16 protein-coding genes and 1 pseudogene are annotated in these 22,732 nt (G+C 71.6%); 9 read left to right on the forward strand and 8 right to left on the reverse strand.

Features of this window, described 5'->3' with window-relative positions:
• Positions 1-72: 72 nt before the first annotated feature.
• From ABZ484_RS26670 to ABZ484_RS26685, 4 genes and pseudogenes are all read right to left on the reverse strand, one after another.
• The gene (locus ABZ484_RS26670; protein ID WP_358868454.1) at positions 73-2,133 is read right to left on the reverse strand and encodes a calcium-binding protein; all 2,061 of its coding nucleotides are present in this window, start codon (positions 2,131-2,133) and stop codon (positions 73-75) included.
• Between the two features lie 589 nt (positions 2,134-2,722).
• Positions 2,723-3,007, reverse strand: a pseudogene (locus ABZ484_RS26675) (cytosine permease); the annotation flags it as partial.
• Between the two features lie 21 nt (positions 3,008-3,028).
• A complete protein-coding gene (locus ABZ484_RS26680) occupies positions 3,029-3,661 on the reverse strand; it encodes a CoA transferase subunit B (protein ID WP_358868455.1) in 633 nt (210 codons plus the stop codon).
• 2 nt (positions 3,662-3,663) lie between these two features.
• On the reverse strand, positions 3,664-4,464 hold the full coding sequence (locus tag ABZ484_RS26685) for a CoA transferase subunit A (protein ID WP_358868456.1): 801 nt from the start codon (positions 4,462-4,464) through the stop codon (positions 3,664-3,666).
• A 300-nt stretch (positions 4,465-4,764) separates the two neighbouring features.
• Between ABZ484_RS26685 and ABZ484_RS26690 the strand changes: the two genes are divergently transcribed.
• From ABZ484_RS26690 to ABZ484_RS26715, 6 genes are all read left to right on the forward strand, one after another.
• Positions 4,765-6,000: a substrate-binding domain-containing protein gene (locus ABZ484_RS26690; protein ID WP_358868457.1), complete on the forward strand. Its 1,236-nt coding sequence runs from the start codon at positions 4,765-4,767 to the stop codon at positions 5,998-6,000.
• A gap of 4 nt (positions 6,001-6,004) precedes the next feature.
• Complete coding sequence (locus ABZ484_RS26695; RefSeq protein WP_358868458.1) at positions 6,005-6,817, forward strand: ABC transporter ATP-binding protein; 813 nt, start codon at positions 6,005-6,007, stop codon at positions 6,815-6,817.
• Complete coding sequence (locus ABZ484_RS26700; protein WP_358868459.1) at positions 6,814-7,620, forward strand: ABC transporter ATP-binding protein; 807 nt, start codon at positions 6,814-6,816, stop codon at positions 7,618-7,620. Before ABZ484_RS26695 ends, ABZ484_RS26700 begins: the two co-directional genes overlap by 4 nt.
• Positions 7,620-8,507, forward strand: coding sequence for a branched-chain amino acid ABC transporter permease (locus ABZ484_RS26705; RefSeq protein WP_358868460.1), 888 nt, complete (start codon positions 7,620-7,622; stop codon positions 8,505-8,507). The genes ABZ484_RS26700 and ABZ484_RS26705 overlap by 1 nt, the downstream gene beginning before the upstream one ends.
• Positions 8,504-9,637 carry a branched-chain amino acid ABC transporter permease gene (locus tag ABZ484_RS26710; RefSeq protein ID WP_358868461.1) on the forward strand — a complete coding sequence of 378 codons (1,134 nt, stop codon included), beginning with the start codon at positions 8,504-8,506 and terminating at the stop codon, positions 9,635-9,637. Before ABZ484_RS26705 ends, ABZ484_RS26710 begins: the two co-directional genes overlap by 4 nt.
• 136 nt (positions 9,638-9,773) lie before the next feature.
• A complete protein-coding gene (locus ABZ484_RS26715; protein ID WP_358868462.1) occupies positions 9,774-10,052 on the forward strand; it encodes a hypothetical protein in 279 nt (92 codons plus the stop codon).
• Positions 10,053-10,107: 55 nt separating this feature from the next.
• On the opposite strand, the gene ABZ484_RS26720 is transcribed toward ABZ484_RS26715, so the two are convergent.
• From ABZ484_RS26720 to ABZ484_RS26730, 3 genes are all read right to left on the reverse strand, one after another.
• Positions 10,108-12,066, reverse strand: coding sequence for a helix-turn-helix domain-containing protein (locus ABZ484_RS26720; RefSeq protein WP_358868463.1), 1,959 nt, complete (start codon positions 12,064-12,066; stop codon positions 10,108-10,110).
• Positions 12,067-12,246: 180 nt separating this feature from the next.
• Positions 12,247-13,644 carry an MFS transporter gene (locus ABZ484_RS26725; protein WP_358868464.1) on the reverse strand — a complete coding sequence of 466 codons (1,398 nt, stop codon included), beginning with the start codon at positions 13,642-13,644 and terminating at the stop codon, positions 12,247-12,249.
• Positions 13,645-13,805: 161 nt separating this feature from the next.
• On the reverse strand, positions 13,806-14,633 hold the full coding sequence (locus ABZ484_RS26730) for a 3-hydroxybutyrate dehydrogenase (protein ID WP_358868465.1): 828 nt from the start codon (positions 14,631-14,633) through the stop codon (positions 13,806-13,808).
• 435 nt (positions 14,634-15,068) lie between these two features.
• On the opposite strand from ABZ484_RS26730, the gene ABZ484_RS26735 reads away from it, so the two are divergent.
• The 3 genes from ABZ484_RS26735 (at position 15,069) to ABZ484_RS26745 (ending at position 20,279) form a co-directional block, all read left to right on the forward strand.
• A complete protein-coding gene (locus ABZ484_RS26735) occupies positions 15,069-16,535 on the forward strand; it encodes a PHB depolymerase family esterase (protein WP_358868466.1) in 1,467 nt (488 codons plus the stop codon).
• A 400-nt stretch (positions 16,536-16,935) separates the two neighbouring features.
• Positions 16,936-19,356, forward strand: a complete 2,421-nt coding sequence (locus tag ABZ484_RS26740; protein WP_358868467.1) for an endonuclease/exonuclease/phosphatase family protein — start codon at positions 16,936-16,938, stop codon at positions 19,354-19,356.
• Between the two features lie 383 nt (positions 19,357-19,739).
• On the forward strand, positions 19,740-20,279 hold the full coding sequence (locus ABZ484_RS26745; RefSeq protein WP_358868468.1) for a hypothetical protein: 540 nt from the start codon (positions 19,740-19,742) through the stop codon (positions 20,277-20,279).
• Positions 20,280-20,428: 149 nt separating this feature from the next.
• On the opposite strand, the gene ligA is transcribed toward ABZ484_RS26745, so the two are convergent.
• The gene (gene ligA / locus ABZ484_RS26750) at positions 20,429-22,513 is read right to left on the reverse strand and encodes an NAD-dependent DNA ligase LigA (protein ID WP_358868469.1); all 2,085 of its coding nucleotides are present in this window, start codon (positions 22,511-22,513) and stop codon (positions 20,429-20,431) included.
• Between the last annotated feature and the right edge of the window lie 219 nt (positions 22,514-22,732).

Below are 22,732 nucleotides of genomic sequence, written 5' to 3' on the forward strand. Positions count from 1 at the left end.
CCTCGACGGTCCGATGCGGCGTGAGGCCGGCCTCCCGCCCGGGGAAGCCGGCCTCGTCGGGTGGGGTGGGGGTCAGGGGCAGCTGATCCGGACGTCACCCGCGTCGGTCGTGCAGGTGTCGACGTTGGGGCCGCCGTTGGCGGTGTCGTTGCCGGAGACGTTGTCGACGGTGTTGAGGTTGTCGCTGCCGTAGTAGCCGATCAGGTTGTCGTTGCCGGGACCCCCGTTGAGGGTGTCGTTGCCGTAGCCGCCGTCGAGGCGGTCGTTGCCGTAGGCGCCGTAGACGGTGTCGTTGCCGTAGCTGGCGTTGACGGTGTCGTCGCCGCCGAGCGCGCAGATCACGTCGTTGCCGCTGGTGCCGGTGATGGTGTCGTTGCCGCTGGTGCCGACGCGGGTGCAGCCGCGGGCGTTGTTGACCGTGGTGGTCGTCGTGGCGGTGTTGTTGCCGGGAAGCGGGTCGGTCTGCGTCGCGGTGACCGTGGCCCGGTCGGTGAGGGTGCCGATGGCCCGGGGTTCGGCGGCGACCGTCACCGTGGCACCGGCTCCGGGGGCCAGGGTGCCCAGGGAACAGGTCGCGCTGGTGGCGGTGGTGGTGCAGGTGCCCGAGGTGGTGGTCGCCGAGACGACCGAGGTGGCGGGACCGCTGAGCGTGTCGGACAGGGAGACGTTGGTCGCGGCGGTCGTGGCGCTGGTGTTGGTCACCCGAACGGTGTAGGTGGCCCGGTCACCGATGCTGACCGTGGTGGGGCCGCTCTTCGTCACCGAGAGGTCCACGCCGGCCGGGGGCGGCGGAGTGCTGCCCCCGCCGAGGAAGCGGGCCAGGGCGAAGTCGGTGTTGGGTCCGCCCACACCGGCGGTGACGATCTTGCCGTCGGTCTGGAGAGCCACGCCGTGGGCCACGTCGTTGCCGCCGAAGTCCGCGGTCGCGACACCCCCGGTGCCGAAGCCGCTGTCCAGGCTGCCGTCGGGGTTGTAGCGCAGGACGGCGAAGTCGCCGCCCGGCCCGTTGCTTCCGGCGATGACGATCCGGCCGTCGCCCTGCACCACCACGTCGTAGGCTCCGCCGCCACCGGGGGTGAGCACCTTGCCGTTGCCGTCGAAGCTGGTGTCCAGGGTGCCGTTGGTGTTGTAGCGGGCCAGGGCGAACCTGGCGCCGCTGCCGCCGGCCGCGATGATCTTGCCGTCGGACTGCAGCGCGAGCCCCTCCACGGACTCGTAGTCGCCGAAGTCGGTGCGCTGGATGCCGTTGCTGCCGAACCCGGTGTCGAGGCTGCCGTCGTGGTTGTAGCGGATGAGCGCGAAGTCGAAGCGGGTCGACCCGACCTCGCCGCCGACGACGATCTTTCCGTCGGGCTGCAGGACCAGGGCGCGCGCGTCGCCGCCCTCCTGAAGGGACGGCCCCGCCGGATTGGTGGTCACCATGCCGTCGCCGCCGCCGAAACTCGCGTCAGGGCTGCCATCGGGGTTGTAGCGGGCCACGGCGGCTTGCCCAGCGACGTAGCCGGCGGCGACGATCTTGCCGGTGCCGGGCTCCACGGCGACGTCCATGGCCTCTTCGGGCTGGCCGAAGTCGGTGAACACCCTGCCGTCACCGCCGCCGAAACTCGTGTCCAGCGTGCCGTCGCTGTTGTACCGGGCCACCACGAACCAGCAGCAGTTCTCGTACCCCCGCCAACTGCCGCCCGCCACGACGATCTTGCCGTCGGGCTGGAGCGCCACGGCGTGGGCCTCGCTCCACTGGAGCTCTCCGGGCGGGATCATGTTGTTGATGGCGGTGGTCACCTCGCCGTCGCCGCCGAAGCTGGTGTCCGGGCTGCCGTCGGCGTTGCGACGGGTCAGCGCGAAGTCGCTCTCCACCGTGGTGGTGTCGGCGGCGGAGCCGACAGCGACGGTCTTGCCGTCGGGCTGCACCGCCAGGTCGTTGGCCTGATCGTCGCCGACGAAGCCGGTGAGCACCTTTCCGTCGCCGCCGAAGGTGGGGTCCAGATCGCCGGGGGCCGCGGCCGCCAGGCCGGGAAGGGCGAGGACGAGTGCCAGACCTGTGGACGCGACGATCCCGGCCCGGCCCGCCCTCGACCACCGGCGCCTCTCCCGGAATCGGTGCAGCGCCGATCGCACATGAGTTGTCAGCATGGGCCGCACCTTTGCGTCGCACGCATGCCATTCCTTCCGCGGCCGGGCCGCGTTGCGCTCACTGGACGCCGGAAATCCACCCCCCGGGGTGAGGCAGAAAGGTCTACTCCGGGTCATGTCCCGTGAGGTGGTGGAGTGGTGGAGCCATGGCAGCCGTTTCGGTTCCGGCTGTGGGGGCATCTGCGATCCGGGGTCGTTCGGCTTGGTGGTGTGCGATGGCCTGCCCCGGCCCAGGGGAACCTGAACGGCCGGCGGATGCACGCCCAGGCGGAGCAGCGCGGCCCCGGGGGTGCAGCGGGCGGCGCCGCTGAGCGTCACCGGCTCGCCGATGGGGAATCTCCACCTGCCGCTGCGGGGGCTGGGCCACGCCGTGCTCGCCCCGTGGCCGCGGCATGACGAGGTGCGCGGCGCCGAACTCGTCACCGCTCAGGTCCTGCCTCGCCCATGACCGCGCGCCGGTGGCGACGGCCCGGGCGGTGGACTGGCGCGCCCGCCCGCCCGCCGCGCCGGCCGGAACGACCGTGACCGGAGGCGGGGCCGGCGGATCACGCGTTCGCGCGGCGCTCGGCCCGCCACCGCCGCGCTTGGTTCAAGCGGTGGGGGAGGGGGAACCGGGCTTCGCCCCCGCGTCGCCGCCGAGGATCATACGGTCCGGTGCGTGAGCGGTGTCCCGACGGGCCGCGAGCCAGTAGACGGCGGCCGGTACGACCAGGCCGACGATCCAGGAGATGTCCGTGCCACCGAGTGGCGCCACCAGCGGGCCGGTGCAGAAGCTGGCGACCGGGAACGGAAGTCGGGCCAGAAGGCCTCCGCCGTAGACGATGAGTGCCTTGACGCGCCAGGCACCGTAGCGGCCGTGCGGGTCGCTCAGGGCCATGTGGCCGGCCTCCAGGCCCTAGTCGACGAGGAGTTCGGCGCCGGTCGCGGCCAGGACCTCCTGCACGGTGATGCCCGGAGCGGTCTCCACCAGTCGCAGACCCACTGAGGTGACGTCGATGACGGCCAGATCGGTGATGACACGGTCGACGACCCGGCGGCCCGTGGCGGGAAGACTCAGCTCTTCCACGACCTTCGGGCTGCCGTCCTTGGCGACGTGCTCCATGACGACCACCAGCCGGCGGGCGCCGTGGACCAGGTCCATGGCACCGCCCATGCCCTTGACCATCTTGCCGGGGATCATCCAGTTGGCCAGGTCGCCGTGGGCCGACACCTGCATGGCGCCGAGCACGGAGACGTCGATACGGCCGGCGCGGATCATGCCGAAGGAGAAGGCCGAGTCGAAGTACGACGTCCCGGGGATGGTGGTCACCGTCTCCTTCCCCGCGTTGATCAGGTCGGGGTGCTCCTCGCCGTCGTACGGGTAGGGGCCCACGCCCAGGATGCCGTTCTCCGAGTGGAGCACCACGTGCACTCCGTCCGGCAGGTGATTGGGTATCAGGGTGGGCAGGCCGATGCCGAGGTTGACGTACTGGCCGTCGCGGAGCTCCCTGGCGGCGCGGGCGGCGAGCTGGTCGCGGTCGAGCGGCATGGTCACTTCTCCTCGGAGGCGGTGGGCGAGACGGCCGCTTCGGTGCGGGTGGGCGCCGGGCGGACGGTGCGGCGCTCGATACGCTTGGCCAGTGAGCCGTCCACGGCTACCACCCGGTCCACGTACACGCCTGGCAGGTGGACGGCGTCAGGCGGCAGTTCGCCGGCCTCGACGATGCGTTCGGCCTCCACGACGGTCACCCGCCCCGCCATCGCGCACAGCGGGTTGAAATTGCGTGCCGCCGCGTGGAAGACGCAGTTGCCGTGCCGGTCGGCGACCGCGGCCCGCACCAGGGCGAAGTCGGCGGTGATGGCTTCCTCCAGCAGGTAACGGCGGCCTGCGAACTCCCGTGTCTCCTTGGGCGGGGAGGCCACCGCGACCCCGCCGTCGGGGGTGTGGCGCCAGGGCAGGCCGCCGTCCTCGACCTGGGTGCCCACCCCCGCCGGGGTGTAGAACGCGGGGATGCCGGTGCCGCCGGCCCGCAGCCGCTCGGCGAGGGTGCCCTGCGGTGTCAGCTCCACCTCCAGTTCGCCGGACAGGTACTGACGGGCGAACTCCTTGTTCTCGCCGACGTAGGAAGAGGTCATCCGGGCGATCCGGCCGGCCCGCAGCAGTAGTCCCAGCCCCCAGTCGTCCACCCCGCAGTTGTTCGACACGACCCGCAGGCCGGACGCGCTCGTCTCGGCCAGCGCGGCGATCAGTGTCGACGGGATGCCGCACAGGCCGAACCCGCCGACCGCGAGTACCGCACCGTCAGGGATGTCCGCCACTGCCTGCGCGGCCGCGGCCATCACTTTGTCCATGCCGTTTCCTTCCCCACCGGGGTCCGTTCCGTTCGCCGGCCCGGCCTGCCCACGACGTACGGGGCAGGACCGGGTGTTTTTCACCTTTGCCTGCACCGGCGGTCACAGACCATGTGTGCCCATGACATGACTGGGCCTCGAAGAGCGGTGACCGACAACATGCCGCCCGTCGTACGGCGCTCCTAGGGTTCCGGCAACCACGCACCGCACTCCCGTCGTCGCGTACGAGGCCGCCGTCCCGCCCCAAGGCCCGCGGAACCCGGCGACGGGCGGGCGACACACTGTCAGGAGCCGATCGTCATGCGTTCCCGCCTCACGGACACCTTCAGAAGCAGATCCCTTCGCGCACTCACCCTGATCGCCCTCGGCGCCCTGGTCGCGGGCTGTTCCTCGGCCGGCACCGCGGGCACCGCGTCCGACGGCTCGGGCGACAAGACCGCCCCCGTGAAGGTCGGCCTGGTCTACTCCCGCAGCGGACTGCTCGCCGCCTACGGCAAGCAGTACGAGGAAGGCTTCAAGGCAGGACTCGCCTACGCCACGCACGGGACGAACAAGGCCGGCGGCCATCCGATCGAGATCACCGAGCAGGACGACGCGGGCGACCCGGCGAAGGCCGTAGCAGCGGCCAAGACACTCGTGGGCAAGGGTTACAAGATCCTCGCCGGCACCACCGACTCCGGTGTGGCGCTGCAAATGGCGCCGCTGGCCGCGCAGAACAAGGTGCTGTACATCAGCGGTCCGGCCGCCACCGACGCGGTCACCGGCATCAACGCCTACACCTTCCGCTCGGGCCGGCAGTCCTACCAGGACATCCTGACCGCCGGCACCCTGCTCGGCGACGCCAAGGGCAAGAAGGTCACCGTACTCGCCCAGAACTCCGCGTTCGGACAGGCCAATGTGGCCGCCGTGAAGGCCGTTCTCGGGAAGAAGGGCGCGCACGTCGGCTCCGTGCTCGCCCCGCCCAGCGCCACGGACCTCACGCCCTTCGCCCGCCAGACCAGGGCAGGCAAGCCCGACCTGGTGTTCGTCGCCTGGGCGGGCGCCACCGCCCCCGCCCTGTGGACCGCGCTGAACCAGCAGGGCGTGCTGGACTCGAGCAAGGTCGTCACCGGACTCGCGGGCACCGCCTCGTACCCGATCTTCGGTACGGCCGGCTCCAAGGTCGCCTTCCTCGCGCACTACTTCCCGGGCGCCGGGGGCGGCAACCCGGTGGAGAAGGCCATGCTCGACGGCATCACCAAGGCCGGCGGCACCCCCGACCTGTTCAGCCCCGACGGCTTCACCGCCGCCCAGATGATCGTGCAGGCGATCGAGAACGGCAGCGCGACCGACACCACGGCCATGGTCAAGGCGCTCGAGGGCTGGACCTTCCACGGACCCAAGGGCAAGGAGCAGATCCGCGCGGCGGACCACGCCCTGATGCAGCCGATGTTCACGGCCCGGCTCAAGGGCAGTGCCACGGCCGCCCGGCCCGAGCTGATCGACAGCATCCCGATGACCGAGGTCGCACCACCGGCCACGAAGACGGCGGGCTGAGCGGATGTCCTCCTCGAACACGACGTCACCGAGCGCCGCGGGGGCCCCGGGCGCCGGGAAGGCCCGTACCTCCCCGGCGCCTGTGCTCCGGCTGCGTGACATCGGCTGGACGATCGGTGGCGCGACCATCGTCGACTCCGTCTCCTTCGACGTCCGCGAAGGCGAGTTCCTGGCTTTCATCGGCCCCAACGGTGCGGGCAAGACCTCCCTGTTCAATCTGGTCAGCGGGCTCAGTCCGGTCTCCCGGGGCACGATCGAACTGGACGGCCGCGACGTCACCGCGGACGCCGCCTACGCCCGGGCGCGGCGCGGCCTCGGGCGCACCTTCCAGACCTCCAGCCTGTGGCCGGGCATGACGGTCGCCGACCACGTGGGGCTGGCGGCCCAGGCCGCCGACGGAACGTCCTACCGGATCTGGCGCCGCGCCGACGCCTACCCGGAACAGGTCGAACGGGTGCTGGCACGCACGCAGCTCGCGCACCGCGCCGGCACCTGCGCCGAAGCCCTCTCGCACGGCGAGAAACGCAAGCTCGAACTCGCGGTCCTGCTCGTCGGCGAGCCCCGGCTGATGCTGCTGGACGAGCCGATGGCGGGTGTGAGCGCCGAGGAGGTGCCCGCGCTGACCGAACTCATCCGGTCGCTGCACAAGGAGGAGGGCCGCACCGTGCTCATGGTCGAGCATCACATGGACGTGCTGCTGGACCTGGCCGACCGGCTCGCCGTGATGCATCACGGCACGCTGCTGGCGCTGGACACCCCGCAAGCCGTGATGGCCGACCCCACCGTGCAGCAGGCCTACCTCGGGGAGGAGTTGTGACCCCCGCCGCCCCGGAGCCCCTGCTGACCGTGCGGGATCTGCGGGTCGTGATCGGGGGCAGGCACATCCTGCACGGCGTCGACCTGGAGGTGGCCGCCTCCGGCACCACCGCGCTGCTGGGCCGCAACGGAGCCGGCAAGACGACCACCGTGCGCGGCATCCTCGGACTGGTCCCGCGCACCGGCAGTGTGCTGCTGGCAGGCGAGGAGACCGTGCGCCTGACCACCTACGCCCTGGTGCGCAGGGGCATTGGCTACGCCCCCGAGGACCGCGGTGTCTTCGCCGCCCTCACCGTGGCCGAGAACCTGCGCCTCGCCGAGCGGCCCGGGGCCGGTGAACCGGCCTACGGCCTCGTGTACGAGCTGTTCCCGGAGCTGAAACGACGCGCCCGGCAGGCCGCCGGCACCCTGTCCGGCGGTCAGCAGCAGATGGTCGCCATCGCACGCACCCTGCTCAACGGCAACCGGCTCATCATCGCCGACGAACCCACCAAGGGCCTGGCGCCCAAAGTGGTCACCGAGGTCGCCCAGGTGCTGGAGCGCGCCGCCGAGGCGGTACCGGTCCTGCTGGTGGAGCAGAACCTCGCCCTGGTGCGCCGCCTCGCCCGCCACTGCGTCGTCCTCGCCGACGGCCGCACCGCGCACCGGGGCCCGGCCGCGGACCTGCTCGCCGACGCCGAGGCGGCCCGCCGGCTGCTCGGCGTCGGCAGCGCCGGCCAAGGCGGCACCACGGACACGCCCGCCCGTCCGTCCGTTCACAGCGCGGCGCGCCCCGCCGCCCGATCCCCGGAGGCAGACGCCTGATGTCCACCGTCGTACTGCTCACCTTCACCGGGCTCGGCCTGGGCGCCCTGTACTTCCTGGTCGCCTCCGGACTGTCGCTGATCTTCGGGCTGATGGACGTGCTCAACTTCGCCCACGGTGCCCTGCTGTCCGTGGGCGCCTACGGCACCTGGTGGGCCGCCTCCGGCCACCTGCCCGGTGCCGGACCCGGCGGCGCCGGGTTCGCCCTCGCCGTCGTCTTCGGCACCGCGGTGGGCACCGTCGCCGCCGTACTGCTCGAACTCGCCGTGATCCGCCCCCTCTACACCCGCCCGCGCGAACAGATCCTCGCCACGGTGGGCGTGGGACTGGCCGTCCCGGCCCTGCTGTCCGCGATCTGGGGCTCCGACGCGCGGCCCTTCCCCGGGCCGAAGGCACTGTCCGGCACCTTCGGCCTGCTGGGCGCCGAAGTGCCGCTCAACCGCGTCGTGCTGATCGGCGCGGCGCTGGTGGTGCTGACCGCGCTCAAGCTGTTCCTCGGCCGTACCCGGCACGGACTGGTCGTCCGGGCGGGCGTGGAGGACCGGGCGATGGTCACCGCGCTCGGCATCGACGTGCGCAAGGCCTTCACCCTGGTCTTCGCCATCGGTGGCGCGGCAGCGGCGCTGGGCGGTGCCCTCGGCGGCCTCTACTTCGGCTCCGTCGATCCCGAACAGGGCACCTCACTGCTCATCTTCGCCTTCGTGGTCGTCGTGACGGGCGGCATGGGCTCCCTCACCGGCGCTGCCGTGGCCTCGATCGCCGTGGGCCTCGTCCAGCAGTTCGCGAACTACTACACCACCGCAGGGCTCGGCGACCTCGCCGTCGTCGTCCTGCTCGCCGCCCTGCTGCTCGTCCGGCCGCGGGGGCTCACCGGGAGGCTCGCATGACCACCGCCACCCAGCCGCGCGGCAGGGCCCGTACGGCGGACCACCCCGTCACCACCCGCTCCGAACGGCTGCGGCGCGCCACCCGCTGGTGGCCCGCCCTGCTGCTGGTGCTGGTCTTCACCGTGCCCTACAGCGCGCTGCCGCTCCCGGGCCTCCTCGACGGCCCCATCGGCAGTCCCGGCAATCTGCAACTGCTCGCCCTGTGCCTGGTGTTCGGGGCCCTGGCCACCGGCTACGACCTGCTGCTCGGCCGCACCGGACTGCTGTCCTTCGGTCACGCGCTCTACTTCGCCGCGGGCACCTACGTCACCAACACCGTCATGCTGGAGGCGGGCCTGTCCTTCGCCGTGTCGGCGCTGCTCGGCCTGCTCGCCGGTGTCGCCCTGTCCGCCCTGCTGGGCGCGGTCAGCCTCCGGGTCAGCGGCATCGGGTTCTCCATGGTGACCCTGGCCTTCGCGCAGGCCGGGTCGATCCTCGTGCAGCGCGACCCCGGCGGCGTCACCGGCGGTGAGGAGGGCAGGGCCGCTCCGGCCGAAGGGCTGCCCGCCTCGCTGGTCGGCATCGAACACACCGCCAACCTGTACTGGATCGCCCTGGCCTATCTCGTCCTGGTGCTGGTCGTCGTGCAGTGGACGGTCCGCTCGCCCATCGGCCGGGTCTGGGAGGGCATCAAGGAGAACGAACGCCGCGTGGAAGTGCTGGGCCTGCGCCCGTACGGCTTCAAACTGGCCGCCTTCGTCCTGGCCGGCACCCTGGCCGCGCTCGGTGGCATCGTGTACCTGCTGCTGACCGGTGGTGCCACTCCGCAGGCCACCACCTCCGACTTCACTCTGTCCCTCCTGGTGATGGTGGTGCTGGGCGGTTCGGGCACCCGGTGGGGCCCCCTGGTCGGCGGCATCGTCTACACCTGGGCCGACCACCGGCTCGGCGACCTGGCCGGCTCGGGCGCGGTCGCCGGTCTGCCCTCGGTGCTGCGTGTGCCGCTCTCGCAGCCGCTGTTCCTGCTCGGCGCCCTCTTCGTCCTGGTGATCTATCTCCTGCCCGGCGGCGTGGTGCGGCTGCCGGCCCGGCTGCGTGCGGCCCGTACGTCCCGCGTCTCGGCCGAGGGCGGGGAGGTCCTCCAGCCGTGACCCGCACTCCGCGAAACGGGATGACGGCGGCCCGCCGGGACGCGGTCGTCCCGGCGGGCCGGGGAGTTCTGTGTGCCGGTACCGGGCGGGAAGCCGGCCGTGTCGCGCCGGACGGCCCGCGGGCCCGGGTGCGCCGGTGGTCCTGGCGATGCACGGCGTCACCGCCGACGGCCTGAGCTGGGCGCGCGTCGCCCACCACCTGGCCGGCCGAGTCACCCTGGCGGCCCCGATCCACGCGGCAGGGGCCGCAGCGGCCGCCTGCCGGCCCTACGGCATCGCGGGCCACACCGACGACATGGCTGCCGTGGTGGACGAGCCGAGCGTCGGGCGGGTGGTGCCGACCGGCCACTCCATGGGGCCTTCACCGCGGGCCTCACCGTGGCCTTCACCGCCGTACGCCACCCCCACCTGCTGAAGGGCCTGCTGCTGGTGGGCGGCGTACGCGGGGCGTTGCGCGCATGCGGCCGGCATCAGGCGCCCGCGTCCGACAGCAGGTGCAGGCGCAGGGCGAGTTGGAGTTCCAGAGCCTGTTCGGGGGTGTTCCAGTCGGGGCCGAGCAGTGCCTGGATGCGGTCGAGCCGCTGCACGACGGTGTTCACATGGACGTGCAGTTCCTCCTTGGCCCGGGTCAGGCTCCCGCCGCAGCCGAAGTAGGCGCGCAGGGTGCGGACCAGTTGGGTGCCGCGCTGGGCGTCGTAATCCAGAAGGGGGCCCAGGACGGAGGTGACGAAGCCGTCCACATCGTGGTTGTCGCCCAACAGCACGCCCAGGAAGCCGAGTTCGGCGGCGCTCGCCCCTCGCCCGTGGCGGCCGAGGATGTGCAGGGCCCGCAGGCAGCGCAGGCCCTCGGTGTGCGCGTCGGCGACGGCCCGCGGCCCGGCCGCCGGCCCGGCGCCGGCCACCGTGACCGGCGCGCCGACGAGTCGGCCGAGCTGCCCGGCGGCGGCCCCGGCCGCCTCGCCCGGCCGGGTGCCGTCGCACGGGAGCAGCAGCACGACGGCGCCGTCGTGTTCGGCACTGACACCGCCGCATCCGAACAGGTACTGCACGGCCGCGTCGGCGAGCCGCTGCCGGGCCGCGTCGCCGGTGTGGGCGAGGAGCAGAATGTGGGGCCGGTCGAGGTCGATGCCGAGGCGGCGGCCGCGGGCCACCAGACCGGCCGGGTCGCGCTCGGGTGCGGTGAGCAGATCGGTGATCAGGTCACCGCGGACCCGGTTCTCGGTCTCCGCGACCGAACGCCTCAGCAGGAGCAGCAGGGAAGTGACGACGCTGCTCCGCTCGAACAGGCGCCGGTCGGGCCCGTCCAGATCGGGCCGCCCGTACAGCACCAGACAGCCCAGCAGTTCCTGCCCGGCCAGCACCGCGCAGACCCAGCGCCCGTCACGGAAGACCGCGTGGGCGGCCGCGTGCGAGCTCCTCGCCGCCGCGACCAGCGCCGCCGCCTCCTCGGCGCTGCCGGTGTCCTCCGTGTCCCCGGCGAACGCGCGGTCGTGCCCGCCGACCGCGGTGAGCGGCCGTCCGGAGCTGTCATGGACCGCGACGTCCCCCTTCAGCAGACCGGCCACGGCGGTGGCCACGTCGGAGACGTCACCGCCGCGCAGCACCAGATCGGTGAGCCGGTCATGTGACTCCTCGGCACGCTGCATGACGGCGGAGTGCTCCCGGATCACGGCGTTGGCCTCGGCCAGCTCGGCCAGCGCGATCCGTGCCTCGGCCATGGCCTTGGCGGTGTCGATGGCGATGGCGGCGTGGTCGGCCAGCGAACACAGCAGAGCGACCTCGTCCGGGGCGAAGGTACGGGGTGTACGGTCCGCGGCGAACAGCGCTCCGATGACCTGGCCGCCGCTTCCCGATCCCAGCAGCAGCGGCACGCCGAGAATCGCGACCAGGCCCTCGTCGAGAACTCCGGCGTCGATGCTGCCGGTGTGCAGGAAGCGGTCGTCGGTGCGGTAGTCCGGGGAGGCGTAGGGACGGGCGGTCTGTGCGACCAGACCGCCCAGGCCCTCGCCCAGCTGGAGGCGCAGGTTCTGGAACAGGTCCGACACCGAGCCGTCGGTCACCCGCATGTAGGTGTCTCCGGCTTCCTCGTCGGGCAGCGTGAGGTAGGCCGTGTCGGTGCCCAGGAGCATCCTGGCCCGCCGGACGATGGAGCGCAGCACGGCGTCGAGGTCGCGCAGGGCCGCCAGGTCGCCCGCGGTGTCGAAGAGCGCGGTCAGCTCCGCCTCCCGGCGCCGGTGCTGCCGGAGCGTGCTCTGGACGCGCAGCGCCGCTTCGGTGGCCTGCTCGACCTCGGCGAGATCCTGGGCGGTGGCACCGGCGCGGCGGGCGTCGGCGGCGACGGCGCCGAGGTCCTCGGCGGGGGCGCCCGCGGCGAGGAGCTCGAGCAGCCGGCGCAGATGAGGGGTGACGGAGGTGGGCTTGTGCGACATGGGCGGGCAACCGTTGCGAAGTCGGTGGGCGGTGGAGTCCGCAGCCGGTGAACGGCTGAGGAGGGTCGGGGTCCTCCCGACGGGGCAGGACACCGACCCTCCTCGGCCGTGAGTGGCGCGGCCGGCTCCCGGCCCGGCAGCCGCGCCCCTGGCGCGGGGCGGCGGGCCGGTCAGCGCTCGTCAGGCGGACGCGGTCGTCCGCTGGTCCGCGGGCGGGCGTGACGCGGAGTCGTCCGGCTCGATCGCGGCCAGGTCCCGGCCGCGGGTCTCGCGGCCGGCGAGGACAGCGATCACGGTGATCAGCGCTGCGATGCCGACGTACACCGAGATCGGCGTGGCGTTGCCGTACGAGCTGAGCAGCGCGGTGGCGATCAGCGGGGCCGGGGCGCCGGCCGCCACCGAGGAGAGCTGGGCGCCGATGGAGGCGCCGGTGTAGCGCATCCGGGTGGCGAAAAGCTCGGAGAAGAACGCCGCCTGGGGCGCGTACATGGCGCTGTGGAAGATCAGTCCGACGGTGACGGCCAGGACGAGTGCGGGGAACGACTTGGTGTCCAGCAGACCGAAGAAGGCCCACGACCACAGGCCGACACCGACCGCTCCCACCAGGTACACCGGCTTGCGGCCCACCCGGTCGGAGAGCGCGCCGAACAGCGGGATCAGACAGAACTGCACGGCCGAGCCGATCAGCACCGCGTTCAGCGACGTCTGCTTGTCCAGCTTGAGATGCTCGACGCAGTAGGTGAGGACGAAGGCCGTGATCACGTAGTAGGAGATGTTCTCGGCCATGCGCGCGCCCATCGCGACCAGGATGTCCCGCCAGTGGTTGCGCAACACCGCGACGAACGGCAGTTGTTCGGCCCGCTGCTCCGCCTTGCGCCGTTCGGCCTTGGCCAGCGCCTCCTTGAACAACGGGGACTCGTCGACGGACAGCCGGATCCACAGACCGATCATGACCAGCACGGCGGAGAGCAGGAACGGCACCCGCCAGCCCCAGGAGTTGAACGCGTCGTCGCTGAGCAGGGTGGTCATGAGGGAGAGCACTCCGACGGCGATCAGGTTGCCGGCCGGCGCGCCGCCCTGCGGCCAGGACGCCCAGAAGCCGCGTCGCTTCGCATCGCCGTGTTCGGACACCAGCAGAACCGCGCCGCCCCACTCGCCGCCGAGGGCGAAGCCCTGGACCAGGCGCAGGGTGGTCAGCAGAAGGGGAGCCGCGACACCGATCGTGTCGTAGCCGGGGACACAGCCGATCAGGGCGGTGGAGAGCCCCATCATCAGCAGGCTGATCACCAGGAGCTTCTTGCGGCCGAGACGGTCGCCGAAGTGGCCGAAGACCACGGCGCCGATCGGGCGGGCGGCGAAGCCGATGGCATAGGTGAGGAAGGACAGCAGGGTGCCGGTGAGCGGGTCCGACTCGGGGAAGAACACGCGGCCGAAGACCAGGGCGGCGGCCGAACCGTAGAGGAAGTAGTCGTACCACTCGATGGTGGTGCCGATGAGGCTGGCCGCGACGATCTTGCGCAGGCCGGCCGGTCTTCCGGAGGCGCCTGGGTCGTTCACGGCGTTGTGAGCGCTGGGCATGGTGGTCACCGTTTCGGAGTGAGAGGGGAGCGGAACCGCCGCACCGGCCGACGCCGGGGGACGTGCGGAGGGTCCGGGGGAGTTCGTTGGTGAGGTCGCCGGCGGTGCCGACAGGAGGGGGACGAGGGGTGGGTGACGGGACGAGGGGCGGGTGACTGCCCTCAGTGGGCCGTCCAGCCGCCGTCCAGCGGGATCGAGCTGCCGGTGATGTAACTACTGCGACCGGAGCACAGCCACAGGGCCGCCTCGGCGACCTCGGCCGGCTCGATCAGGCGCTTGATCGCGGTGCGTTCCAGGAAGACCTGGTCCATCACGTCCGCCGCCGGGATGCCGTGGGCGAGCGCCTGGTTGGCGATCTGCTCCTCCACCAGCCGTGTGCGGACATAGCCGGGATTGATGCAGTTGCTGGTCACGCCGTGCGCGGCGCCCTCCAGGGCCACCACCTTGCTCAGGCCCTCCAGAGCGTGCTTGGCCGCGACGTACGCCGACTTGTAGGCGCTGGCCCGCAGGCCGTGCACCGAAGAGATGTTGACGACGCGGCCCCATCCCTGCGCGTACATGTGGGGCAGGGTGCGGCGCAGGATCCGGAACGGCGCCTCGACCATCACCCGCTGGATCAGCGTGAAGCGCTCCGGAGGAAACTCGTGCACGGGTGCGATGTGCTGCAGACCCGCGTTGTTGACCACGATGTCGGCATCGTCCGGCAACGCGTCCACGGCGCCGGCCTCGGAGAGGTCGGCCACGACGGCGATGCCGCCGATCGCCTCGGCCACCTCCTTCGCCGCCTCGGCGGCCCGGTCCACCACGTAGACCTCGGCACCGGCCGCGGCGAAGCTCTCGGCACAGGCCCGGCCGATCCCGCTGGCCGCACCGGTGACCAGGGCTCTGCGCCCGGTGAGGAATCGGGTCGAGGCCGGACCGGGCGCGGTGGTGTCACCCGGCTCGGGATGCTGGAGCGAGCCCTCGGCGGAGCTCTTGGTGCTGTCCATGGCCGAACACGGTAGGTAGGAAACATGAGGTGAGACACGTGGGTCGCCAACACATTTCTGCAACATCAAATGGGTTGCATCACCATGTCCGGACGGTCGACGGCCGCTCCCGGTGATCCCAGCACGCCCAAAGTGCCCGATTCGCAAAAGTTCGACCCACCCGGCCGGCCCATCGCATGTCACAGCGTCACCGTCGGCACCATGGGTGCGCGAGCCACGTCGGCCGCCGCGTTCCTGGATGCCCTTCACATGTCGCGGTCGAGCGGGCCGGTCGTACGGTCCGCTTCCAGCAAGCCGGCAGGACAACGAGCCGGGTGCGGGTCCGCGCCGCGCCCGGCCGGAGGACGGGCACGGGGCGGCCCGGCGAGGCAGGACCGCCGGGCGACGCGCCGCGCCCGCCCCCGTTCTCTCCCCACACTCACAGGAGCCGCACGCATGCTGAACTCCACCTGGCGCAGATTCTTCCGGCGCACCGCTCTGGCCGCAGCACTGGGCGCCTTCGCCGCGGGACTGACCGCCCTCACCCCTCTCGCCCCGACCGCCGCGGCCGCCGGCACCCTCCAACAGGTCACCGACTTCGGTTCGAACCCCGGCCATCTGGCGATGTACGAGTACGCGCCGACCGACCTTCCGGCGAACGCGCCGCTGGTCGTGGCGCTGCACGGCTGCACCCAGTCGGCCGGCGACTACCACGCGCACTCCGGCTGGCAGAAGTTCGCCGACCAGTGGGGCTTCGCCGTGGTCTACCCGCAGACCAGCTCGGCCAACAACAGCCTCTCCTGCTTCAGCTGGTTCGACTCGGCCAAGGACACCCGGGGCAAGGGCGAGGCGGCCTCGATCATCCAGATGATCGACACCGCTGTGGCGCAGTACGGCTCGGACCGCGGCCGGATCTTCGTCACCGGCCTGTCCGCCGGCGGCGGCATGACCGCGGACCTGCTCGCCGACTACCCGGACGTCTTCGCCGGCGGCGCCGTCGACTCCGGCCTCCCCGCGCAGTGCGCCACCACGCAGAGCGCCGCGTCCGGCTGCCAGTACAGCAGCCAGAACCTCACCCCGAAGCAGTGGGGCGACAAGGTCCGCAACTCCTACCCCGGCTACACCGGGCCCTGGCCGCGGGTCGCGATCTGGCAGGGCACCTCCGACACCACCGTCGCTCCCGTCAACGGCACCGAACTGCGCGACCAGTGGACCGACGTCTGGGGCATCGGGCAGACGGCCTCCAGCACCCAGAGCCTGACCGGCGGCACCACGGAGAGCATCTACAACGACGGCGCGGGCAAGCCCGCCGTCGCCCTGTTCTCGATCTCCGGCATGGCACACGGCCTCGCCGTGAACCCCGGTTCGGGCGCCGACCAGTGCGGCAGCACCGGGGCCTACTACCTCAACTACATCTGCTCCAGCTACCACACCGCGAAGTTCTGGGGCCTGGACGGCGGCGGCAGCCAGGGCGGACCGGGTTCCCTGCCCGCCCCGTCCGGCCTCACGGTCACGGGCACCACCGACACCGGCGCGTCATTGACCTGGAACGCCGTCAGCGGTGCCGCCTCGTACAACGTCTACCGCAACGGGACGAAGGCCGGCTCCGCGACGGGCACCACGTACACCGACACCGGCCTGTCCGCCGCAACTTCCTACCGCTACACCGTCGCCGCGGTCGACTCCTCCGGCGCCGTCGGCGCCTCGTCCTCACCGGTCACGGCGACAACGACCGGCTCCGCGCCCAAGTGCTACACCGACAACAACTACAACCAGGTGCAGGCCGGACGCGCCCACCAGAGCCTCGGCTATACCTACGCCAACGGCTCCAACCAGAACATGGGCCTGTACAACCTCGCCGTCGTCCACACACTGAAGGAGACCTCCCCGGGCTACTTCGTCATCGCCGACTCCGGCTGCTGAGCGTCGGGGCCACCGGGCCTGCGCCGGGAGCGACGAGCCCGGCGCAGGCAACGCGACCGGGTCATCGACGGCAACTCCGCCGCGTGCGCGACGAGCGTGGCCGAGGTCCGAGCCCTGGAGGTCCGACGCGGAAGGCGAGGGGCAGGCGGAGAACCTGGACGGTCATACGCTTCATGGCCAGGCCGACAGGCCAACGCGCTTGCGCACGGCCGGACTCGGCAGACCGAGCGCCCACGTCGCGAGTGGGCGAACGGCCGGCGAACGTCAGTCACCGATCAGGCAAGACTCCTTGTACGAGGTGCGTCTACGCGCGTATCTTGACGCCGACTCGAAGCATCACACACCCCCCACATCTCCGCCGCGCCTCTGACACAACTGCTCCCGCGAGAAAGAGTCCCACGTGACACGCATACCCCCGGCCCTGCGCGGCCGAGGTGCCAAGGCCCTCCTCGTCGCGCTGCCCGTCGGCCTCACCGGGTCGCTCGTCGCGCTCCCCTTCACCGCGCAGGCCGCGCCCACCTCGGACGCCGCCATCTCCGAGGTGTACGGCGGAGGCGGCAACTCCGGCGCCTCGTACACGAACGACTTCGTCGAACTGGGCAATGGCGCCACCGCCCCCTTCGACCTGAGCGGCTGGTCCGTGCAGTACCTGCCCGGCTCGCCCACCGCCACCAGCAAGTGGCAGGTCACCCCGCTCACCGGCGCCATCCCCGCGGGCGGCACCTACCTGGTCCAGGAGGCCAAGGGCTCCGGCGGCGACACCGCCTTGCCGACCCCCGACGCCTCCGGCACCATCTCCATGTCGGCGACCACCGGCACCGTGGCACTGGTCCACTCGACGACTCCGCTCACCTGCCTGACCGCTGCCGACTGCGCGGCGGACGGCACCGTCAAGGACCTGGTCGGCTTCGGCACCGCCGTGGTCCGTGAGGGATCTCCCGCCACGGGAGCCGGCAACACCACCTCCGTCTCGCGCGATACGAAGCTCACCGACACCGACGACAACGCGGCCGACCTCACGGGCTCGGCGCCGAGCGCCCACAACACCGCGGGCGGCGGCTCCGGCGACCCGTCGCCCACCCCGACCCCCACGCCCACCCCGACTCCAGGCAGCCTGCGCATCCACGACATCCAGGGCACCAGCCGGATCTCCCCGCAGAACGGCAGGACCGTCACCCATGTGCCCGGCGTGGTGACCGCCGTGCGCAGCACCGGCTCCAAGGGCTACTGGATCCAGGACCCCGAACCGGACGGCGACCCGGCCACCAGCGAGGGCCTCTTCGTCTTCACGGGCTCCGCCACGCCCCTGGTCAAGGTCGGCGACTCGGTGCTCGTCTCGGGCAAGGTCAGCGAGTACTACCCCGGTGGCAAGAGCAGCGGCTCGCAGTCCGTCACCGAACTGACCGGCCCGACGGCCGCCGTGCTGTCCGCGGGCAACCCGGTGCCCGCCGCCGAGGTCATCGACTCCTCGACGCTGCCGGACGCCTACGCCCCGCAGGCACAGGGCGGGAACATCGAGTCCCTGGAACTGCGGCCCGGCGCCTACGCGCTGGACTGGCTGGAGGCCCACGAGGGCATGCTGGTGCAGATCGGCGACTCCCGCGTGGTGGGCGCCACCAACGCCTACAACGAGACGTGGATCACCACCAAGCCCGCCCAGAACCCGACTCCGCGTGGCGGCACCGTCGTCACCGGCTACGACGACCCCAACTCCGGGCGGCTGCTGGTCACCTCGTTGACCGGTGACCAGCTCAAGGCCGACGTGGGCGACACCCTCGCCGGCACCACCACGGGCCCCGTGGACTACGCCAACTACGGTGGCTACAACGTCCAGGCGACCGCCCTCGGCACGATCGAGCCGGGAGGACTCACGCCGGAGGTGGCGAGCAAGGGCAAGTCCAACGAACTGTCCGTGGCGACGTACAACGTCGAGAACCTCGATCCGACCGACCCGCAGAGCAAGTTCGACCGCCTGGCCGAGGGGATCGTCACGAACCTGGCGACCCCGGACATCGTCAGCCTGGAGGAGATCCAGGACGACAACGGCCCCAAGGACGATGGCACGGTCACGGCCGGCGCGACCATCTCCCGGTTCATCGACGCCATCAAGGCGGCCGGAGGCCCGGCGTACGACTGGCGCGCCGTCGACCCGGTCAACGACTCCGACGGCGGCGAACCCGGCGGAAACATCCGCAACGTCTTCCTCTTCAACCCGCAGCGTGTCACCTTCGTCGACCGGCCGGGCGGCGACTCCACCACGGCCGTCGAAGCCGTCGGCGACGGCAAGAAGGGCGTACGGCTCTCGGTCTCCCCGGGGCGGATCGACCCCACCTCGGACACCTGGACGAGCAGCCGCAAGCCGCTGGTCGGCGAGTTCGTCTTCCGCGGCAAGCAGGTCTTCGTCGTCGGGAACCACTTCAACTCCAAGGGCGGCGACCAGCCGGTGCACGGCGCCTTCCAGCCGCCGACGCTGAGCTCCGAGACCCAGCGCACGGCCCAGGCGAAGGAGGTCAACACCTTCGTGTCCGGTCTGCTCGCCAAGGACCCGAAGGCCAAGGTCGTCGTCCTCGGTGACCTCAACGACTACCAGTTCTCCAAGCCGCTGGCCGCGCTCACCTCCGGCGGTGTCCTCACCGACCTGATCAACACGCTGCCGGTGAACGAGCGCTACAGCTACGTGTACGACGGCAACTCCCAGACGCTGGACCACATCCTGGTCTCACCGGCCGTCAAGAAGCCCGACTACCAGGTCGTCCACATCAACTCCGAGTTCTCCGACCAGACGAGCGACCACGATCCGCAGGTGGTCCGCTTCAAGTAGGCGCCACGCCTCTGGCGTCCGGAGCGCTGGTGTGCCGTGCACGCGACCGCGTGCACGGCAGTCCTGTGTGCACCGCAGGCTTGCCGTCACACGTGGAGGACGCCCACCAGCCCCCTCCTTTCCGGTCACGAGCTGATCGCACGCCCTGCTGACGGCAGGCTCGACGGCAGCTGGATCTCTCATGTCATCGACCGACAGCCGGCCCCGCGAACCGGTCAGTCGAGGCAAGGCGGACTGCTGACTGAAATGCGCCAAATTGCGGCGTCCAGGGACCTGTCTTCCGCGGATGGCCGAAAGGGCACTGTTGCGTCAACTCCTCCGCATACCCATACAAGTGCGGCGGGCAGAGTCGTTCAATACGACAGCCGACGAGGGGGAGTTGGATGTCATTCGACTGGGCGACAACCGTCACCACCGTGGGGGGCGTGGCTGCCGCGTTGATCGGCGTGGTGGCCGGCGCGGCGCTCAGCAGCCGTAGCGACCGCATGAACTGGGCACGTGACAAGCAGATCGCCGCCTGCTCGGCGATCGTCGCCGAGTCCACCCGCATCCAGCTCGCTCTGCGCCGCGCCTGGAAACACGGTGACCCCGTGGACTGGGTGCCGTGGAACGTCGCACTGGGGACCATCTGGCTCGTCGGCAGCCCCGCTGTGGTCGAGGCCGCGGCACGCGTCGACGAGGTGTTCTGGGAATGCAGCGACCAGTTCATCCGGCAAACCGCATCCCATGAAGGCGTCTGGGACGAGGCGAGGGACCGCATGGAAGCCGCACGGCTGCAGTTCATCAACACAGCACGCCGACACGTTGATCCCCAAGGCGCACGCCTCACCCAAGCGCCCGTCAGCAGGCCTCGCCGACCACGCATCACCCGCCGCCCCACAGTCCCGGGTCCGGACGGCGCCCCGGCACCCGACACCGCATGAATCGATAGCCGCGGGCGGCCCCGGCATGCCGGTGCTCGGCTCGATGCCTCGAGCGGGAGCCGCCGGCCGAGGCGGCACGCTTCGGGGAGTGCTGCCGCCCAGGCCGTCGCCGACCGCCGCCCCTCGCCCCTCACCTCACGCCGAGAGGGTCAGCTGAGGTAGTCCGCGACGAGGGCAGCGAACTCGTCGGGGGTGGCCAGCCGGATGCCGAGGGACTCGGCCTTGGTGCGCTTGGATCCGGCGCCTTCTCCGGCGACGACGAGGCTGGTCTTCCTGGAGACGCTGGAGGAGGCCCGGCCGCCGGCGCGTTCGACGAGCTCGTTCATCTGGTTGCGGCTGAGCTTCTCCAGGGAGCCGGTCATCGTGCCGGTGACCACGACGGCCATCCCAGCCAGCGGACCGGCGGCCTGGTCCGCGGCCGGCGTGGAGCCGTCGGCGTCGGTGTCCACCGTGGGCGGCGTGGCGCCGGGTTCGGTCATGTTGACGCCGGCCGCGGCGAGTTTGTCGATGAGCGGGGCGAGTTCCGCGAGTTCGGCGACGATGGACGGGGCCTTCTCGGTGCCGATGCCCTCGACCTGCTGCATGGACTCGGCGTCGGCGGCGCGGATGTTGTCCATGGTGGCGAAGTGCCGGGCGATGCGGCGGGACATGGAGCGGCCGGTGCCACGCACGCCCAGCGCGCACAGCACCCGAGACAGGGGCTGGTTCTTGGCCGTGTTGAGGGCGGTGAGGAGGTTGTCGGTGCTGGTCTCGCCCATCCGTTCCAGGTCGAGCAGCCGGCCACGGGTGAGGGTGAACAGGTCGGCGAGGTCGGCGACCAGTCCGGCTTCGACGAGTTGGACGACGCGGGTGTGGCCGAGGCCCTCGATGTCGAGTTGGTCGCGTCCGGCGGCGTAGGAGAGGGAGGCCACGAGGTGGCAATTGCGGCCGTTGGCGCAGCGCCAGCGCTGCTCGCTGGTGTCGATGTCGGATCCGCAGCGGGGGCAGGCCTCGGGGAAGGTGATGGTCTGCTCGTCGCCGGTGCGCAGGTGGGCGACGGGTGCCTCGATGCGGGGGATGACGTCGCCGGCCCGGTGGACCATCACGTGGTCGCCCAGGCGCAGGTCGCGTCGGGTGATGTCGGCCGGGTTGTGGAGGGTGGCGTAGGTGATGGTGGAGCCGTCGATCTCGACCGGTTCCAGAACGGCGCGGGGGGCGATGATGCCGGTGCGGCCCACGTTCCACTCCACCTGCAGCAGCCGGGTGATCTTCTCGACGGCGGGCAGCTTGTAGGCGATGGCCCAGCGCGGGGCGCGTGAGCCCGAGCCGGCGGCCTGCTGGTCGGCGGCGAGGTCGGCCTTGATGACGATCCCGTCGATGCCGAACGGCAGCCCCGGACGCAGCGCGGCGATCTCTCGCACGCGGGCCAGGACCTCCTCCACGGTGGTGGCGGTGATGCCGGGCACCGCGGTCCCGGCGGTCGTGTTCACTCCGAGTGAGGCGGCCTGGGCCATCAGGTCGCTGTGCGCGCTCACACCGAGCCGGGCGGCGAGCGCGGTTTCGGTGTCGGCGAGGGGCAGCAGGCCGTAGCCGAAGAATGTCATCGGCACGGTGTAGGAACGGTCCTTGGCTCGCAGCGTGCCTGCCGCGGCGTTGCGGGGGTTGGCGAACGGCTGCCCGCCGTGCGCGGTGCGTACCTCGTTGGCGTTCTCGAACTGGGCCGTGGTCATCAGTACTTCGCCGCGCACCTCCACCGTCACCGGCTCGGCCAGCTGCTCGGGCAGTCCCTCGATGGCGCCGATCGCGTGCGAGACGTCCTCCCCGGCCGTCCCGTCGCCCCGCGTGATCAGCCTCGCCAAGCGGCCGCGGGTGTAGCGGGCCGCGACCGCGAGACCATCCAGCTTCGGCTCGACACTGAACCGGGCGACGTCGCGGCCGATGCGGCGGGCCAGCGAAGCGTTCCACGCGGTGAACTCCTCGGGCGAGAACACGTTGTCCAGGCTCAGCATCGCCACCGTGTGCGGGACATCGCCGTCGACCGCGCCCCCGGCCACCTTCCCGGTCGGTGAGTCGGGCAGCACCTGGTCGGGGTGATCGGCCTCCCACGCGGAGATGCCTCGTATGAGGCGGTCGTAGGCGTCGTCGTCCAGCGGCGAGGTGCCGCCCGCGTAGTAGGCGGCCGACGCCTTCACCGCGTCCTCGACGGCCTGGGCGTAGGCGGCGGCATCCACGATCACAGCTGCAGGTGTTGTCATGACCGTCATCCTGCACGCCACCACTGACAATGCCCCGGGCGGACCGAGCCGTTGTCGCATTGCGGATACGCCGAAGGCCGGTGCCGGCAGCGGGTGTTGCTGCGGGCATCGGCCTTGGGGTGCTGTGCTGGGGTGCTTGGGCTCAGTAGGCGGAGTTGACGTTGTCGATGGAGCCGTAGCGGTGGGCGGCGTAGTTGGCCGCGGCGGTGATGTTGGCGA

The organism is Streptomyces sp. NPDC006393 (assembly GCF_040628575.1).
Lineage (GTDB): Bacteria > Actinomycetota > Actinomycetes > Streptomycetales > Streptomycetaceae > Streptomyces.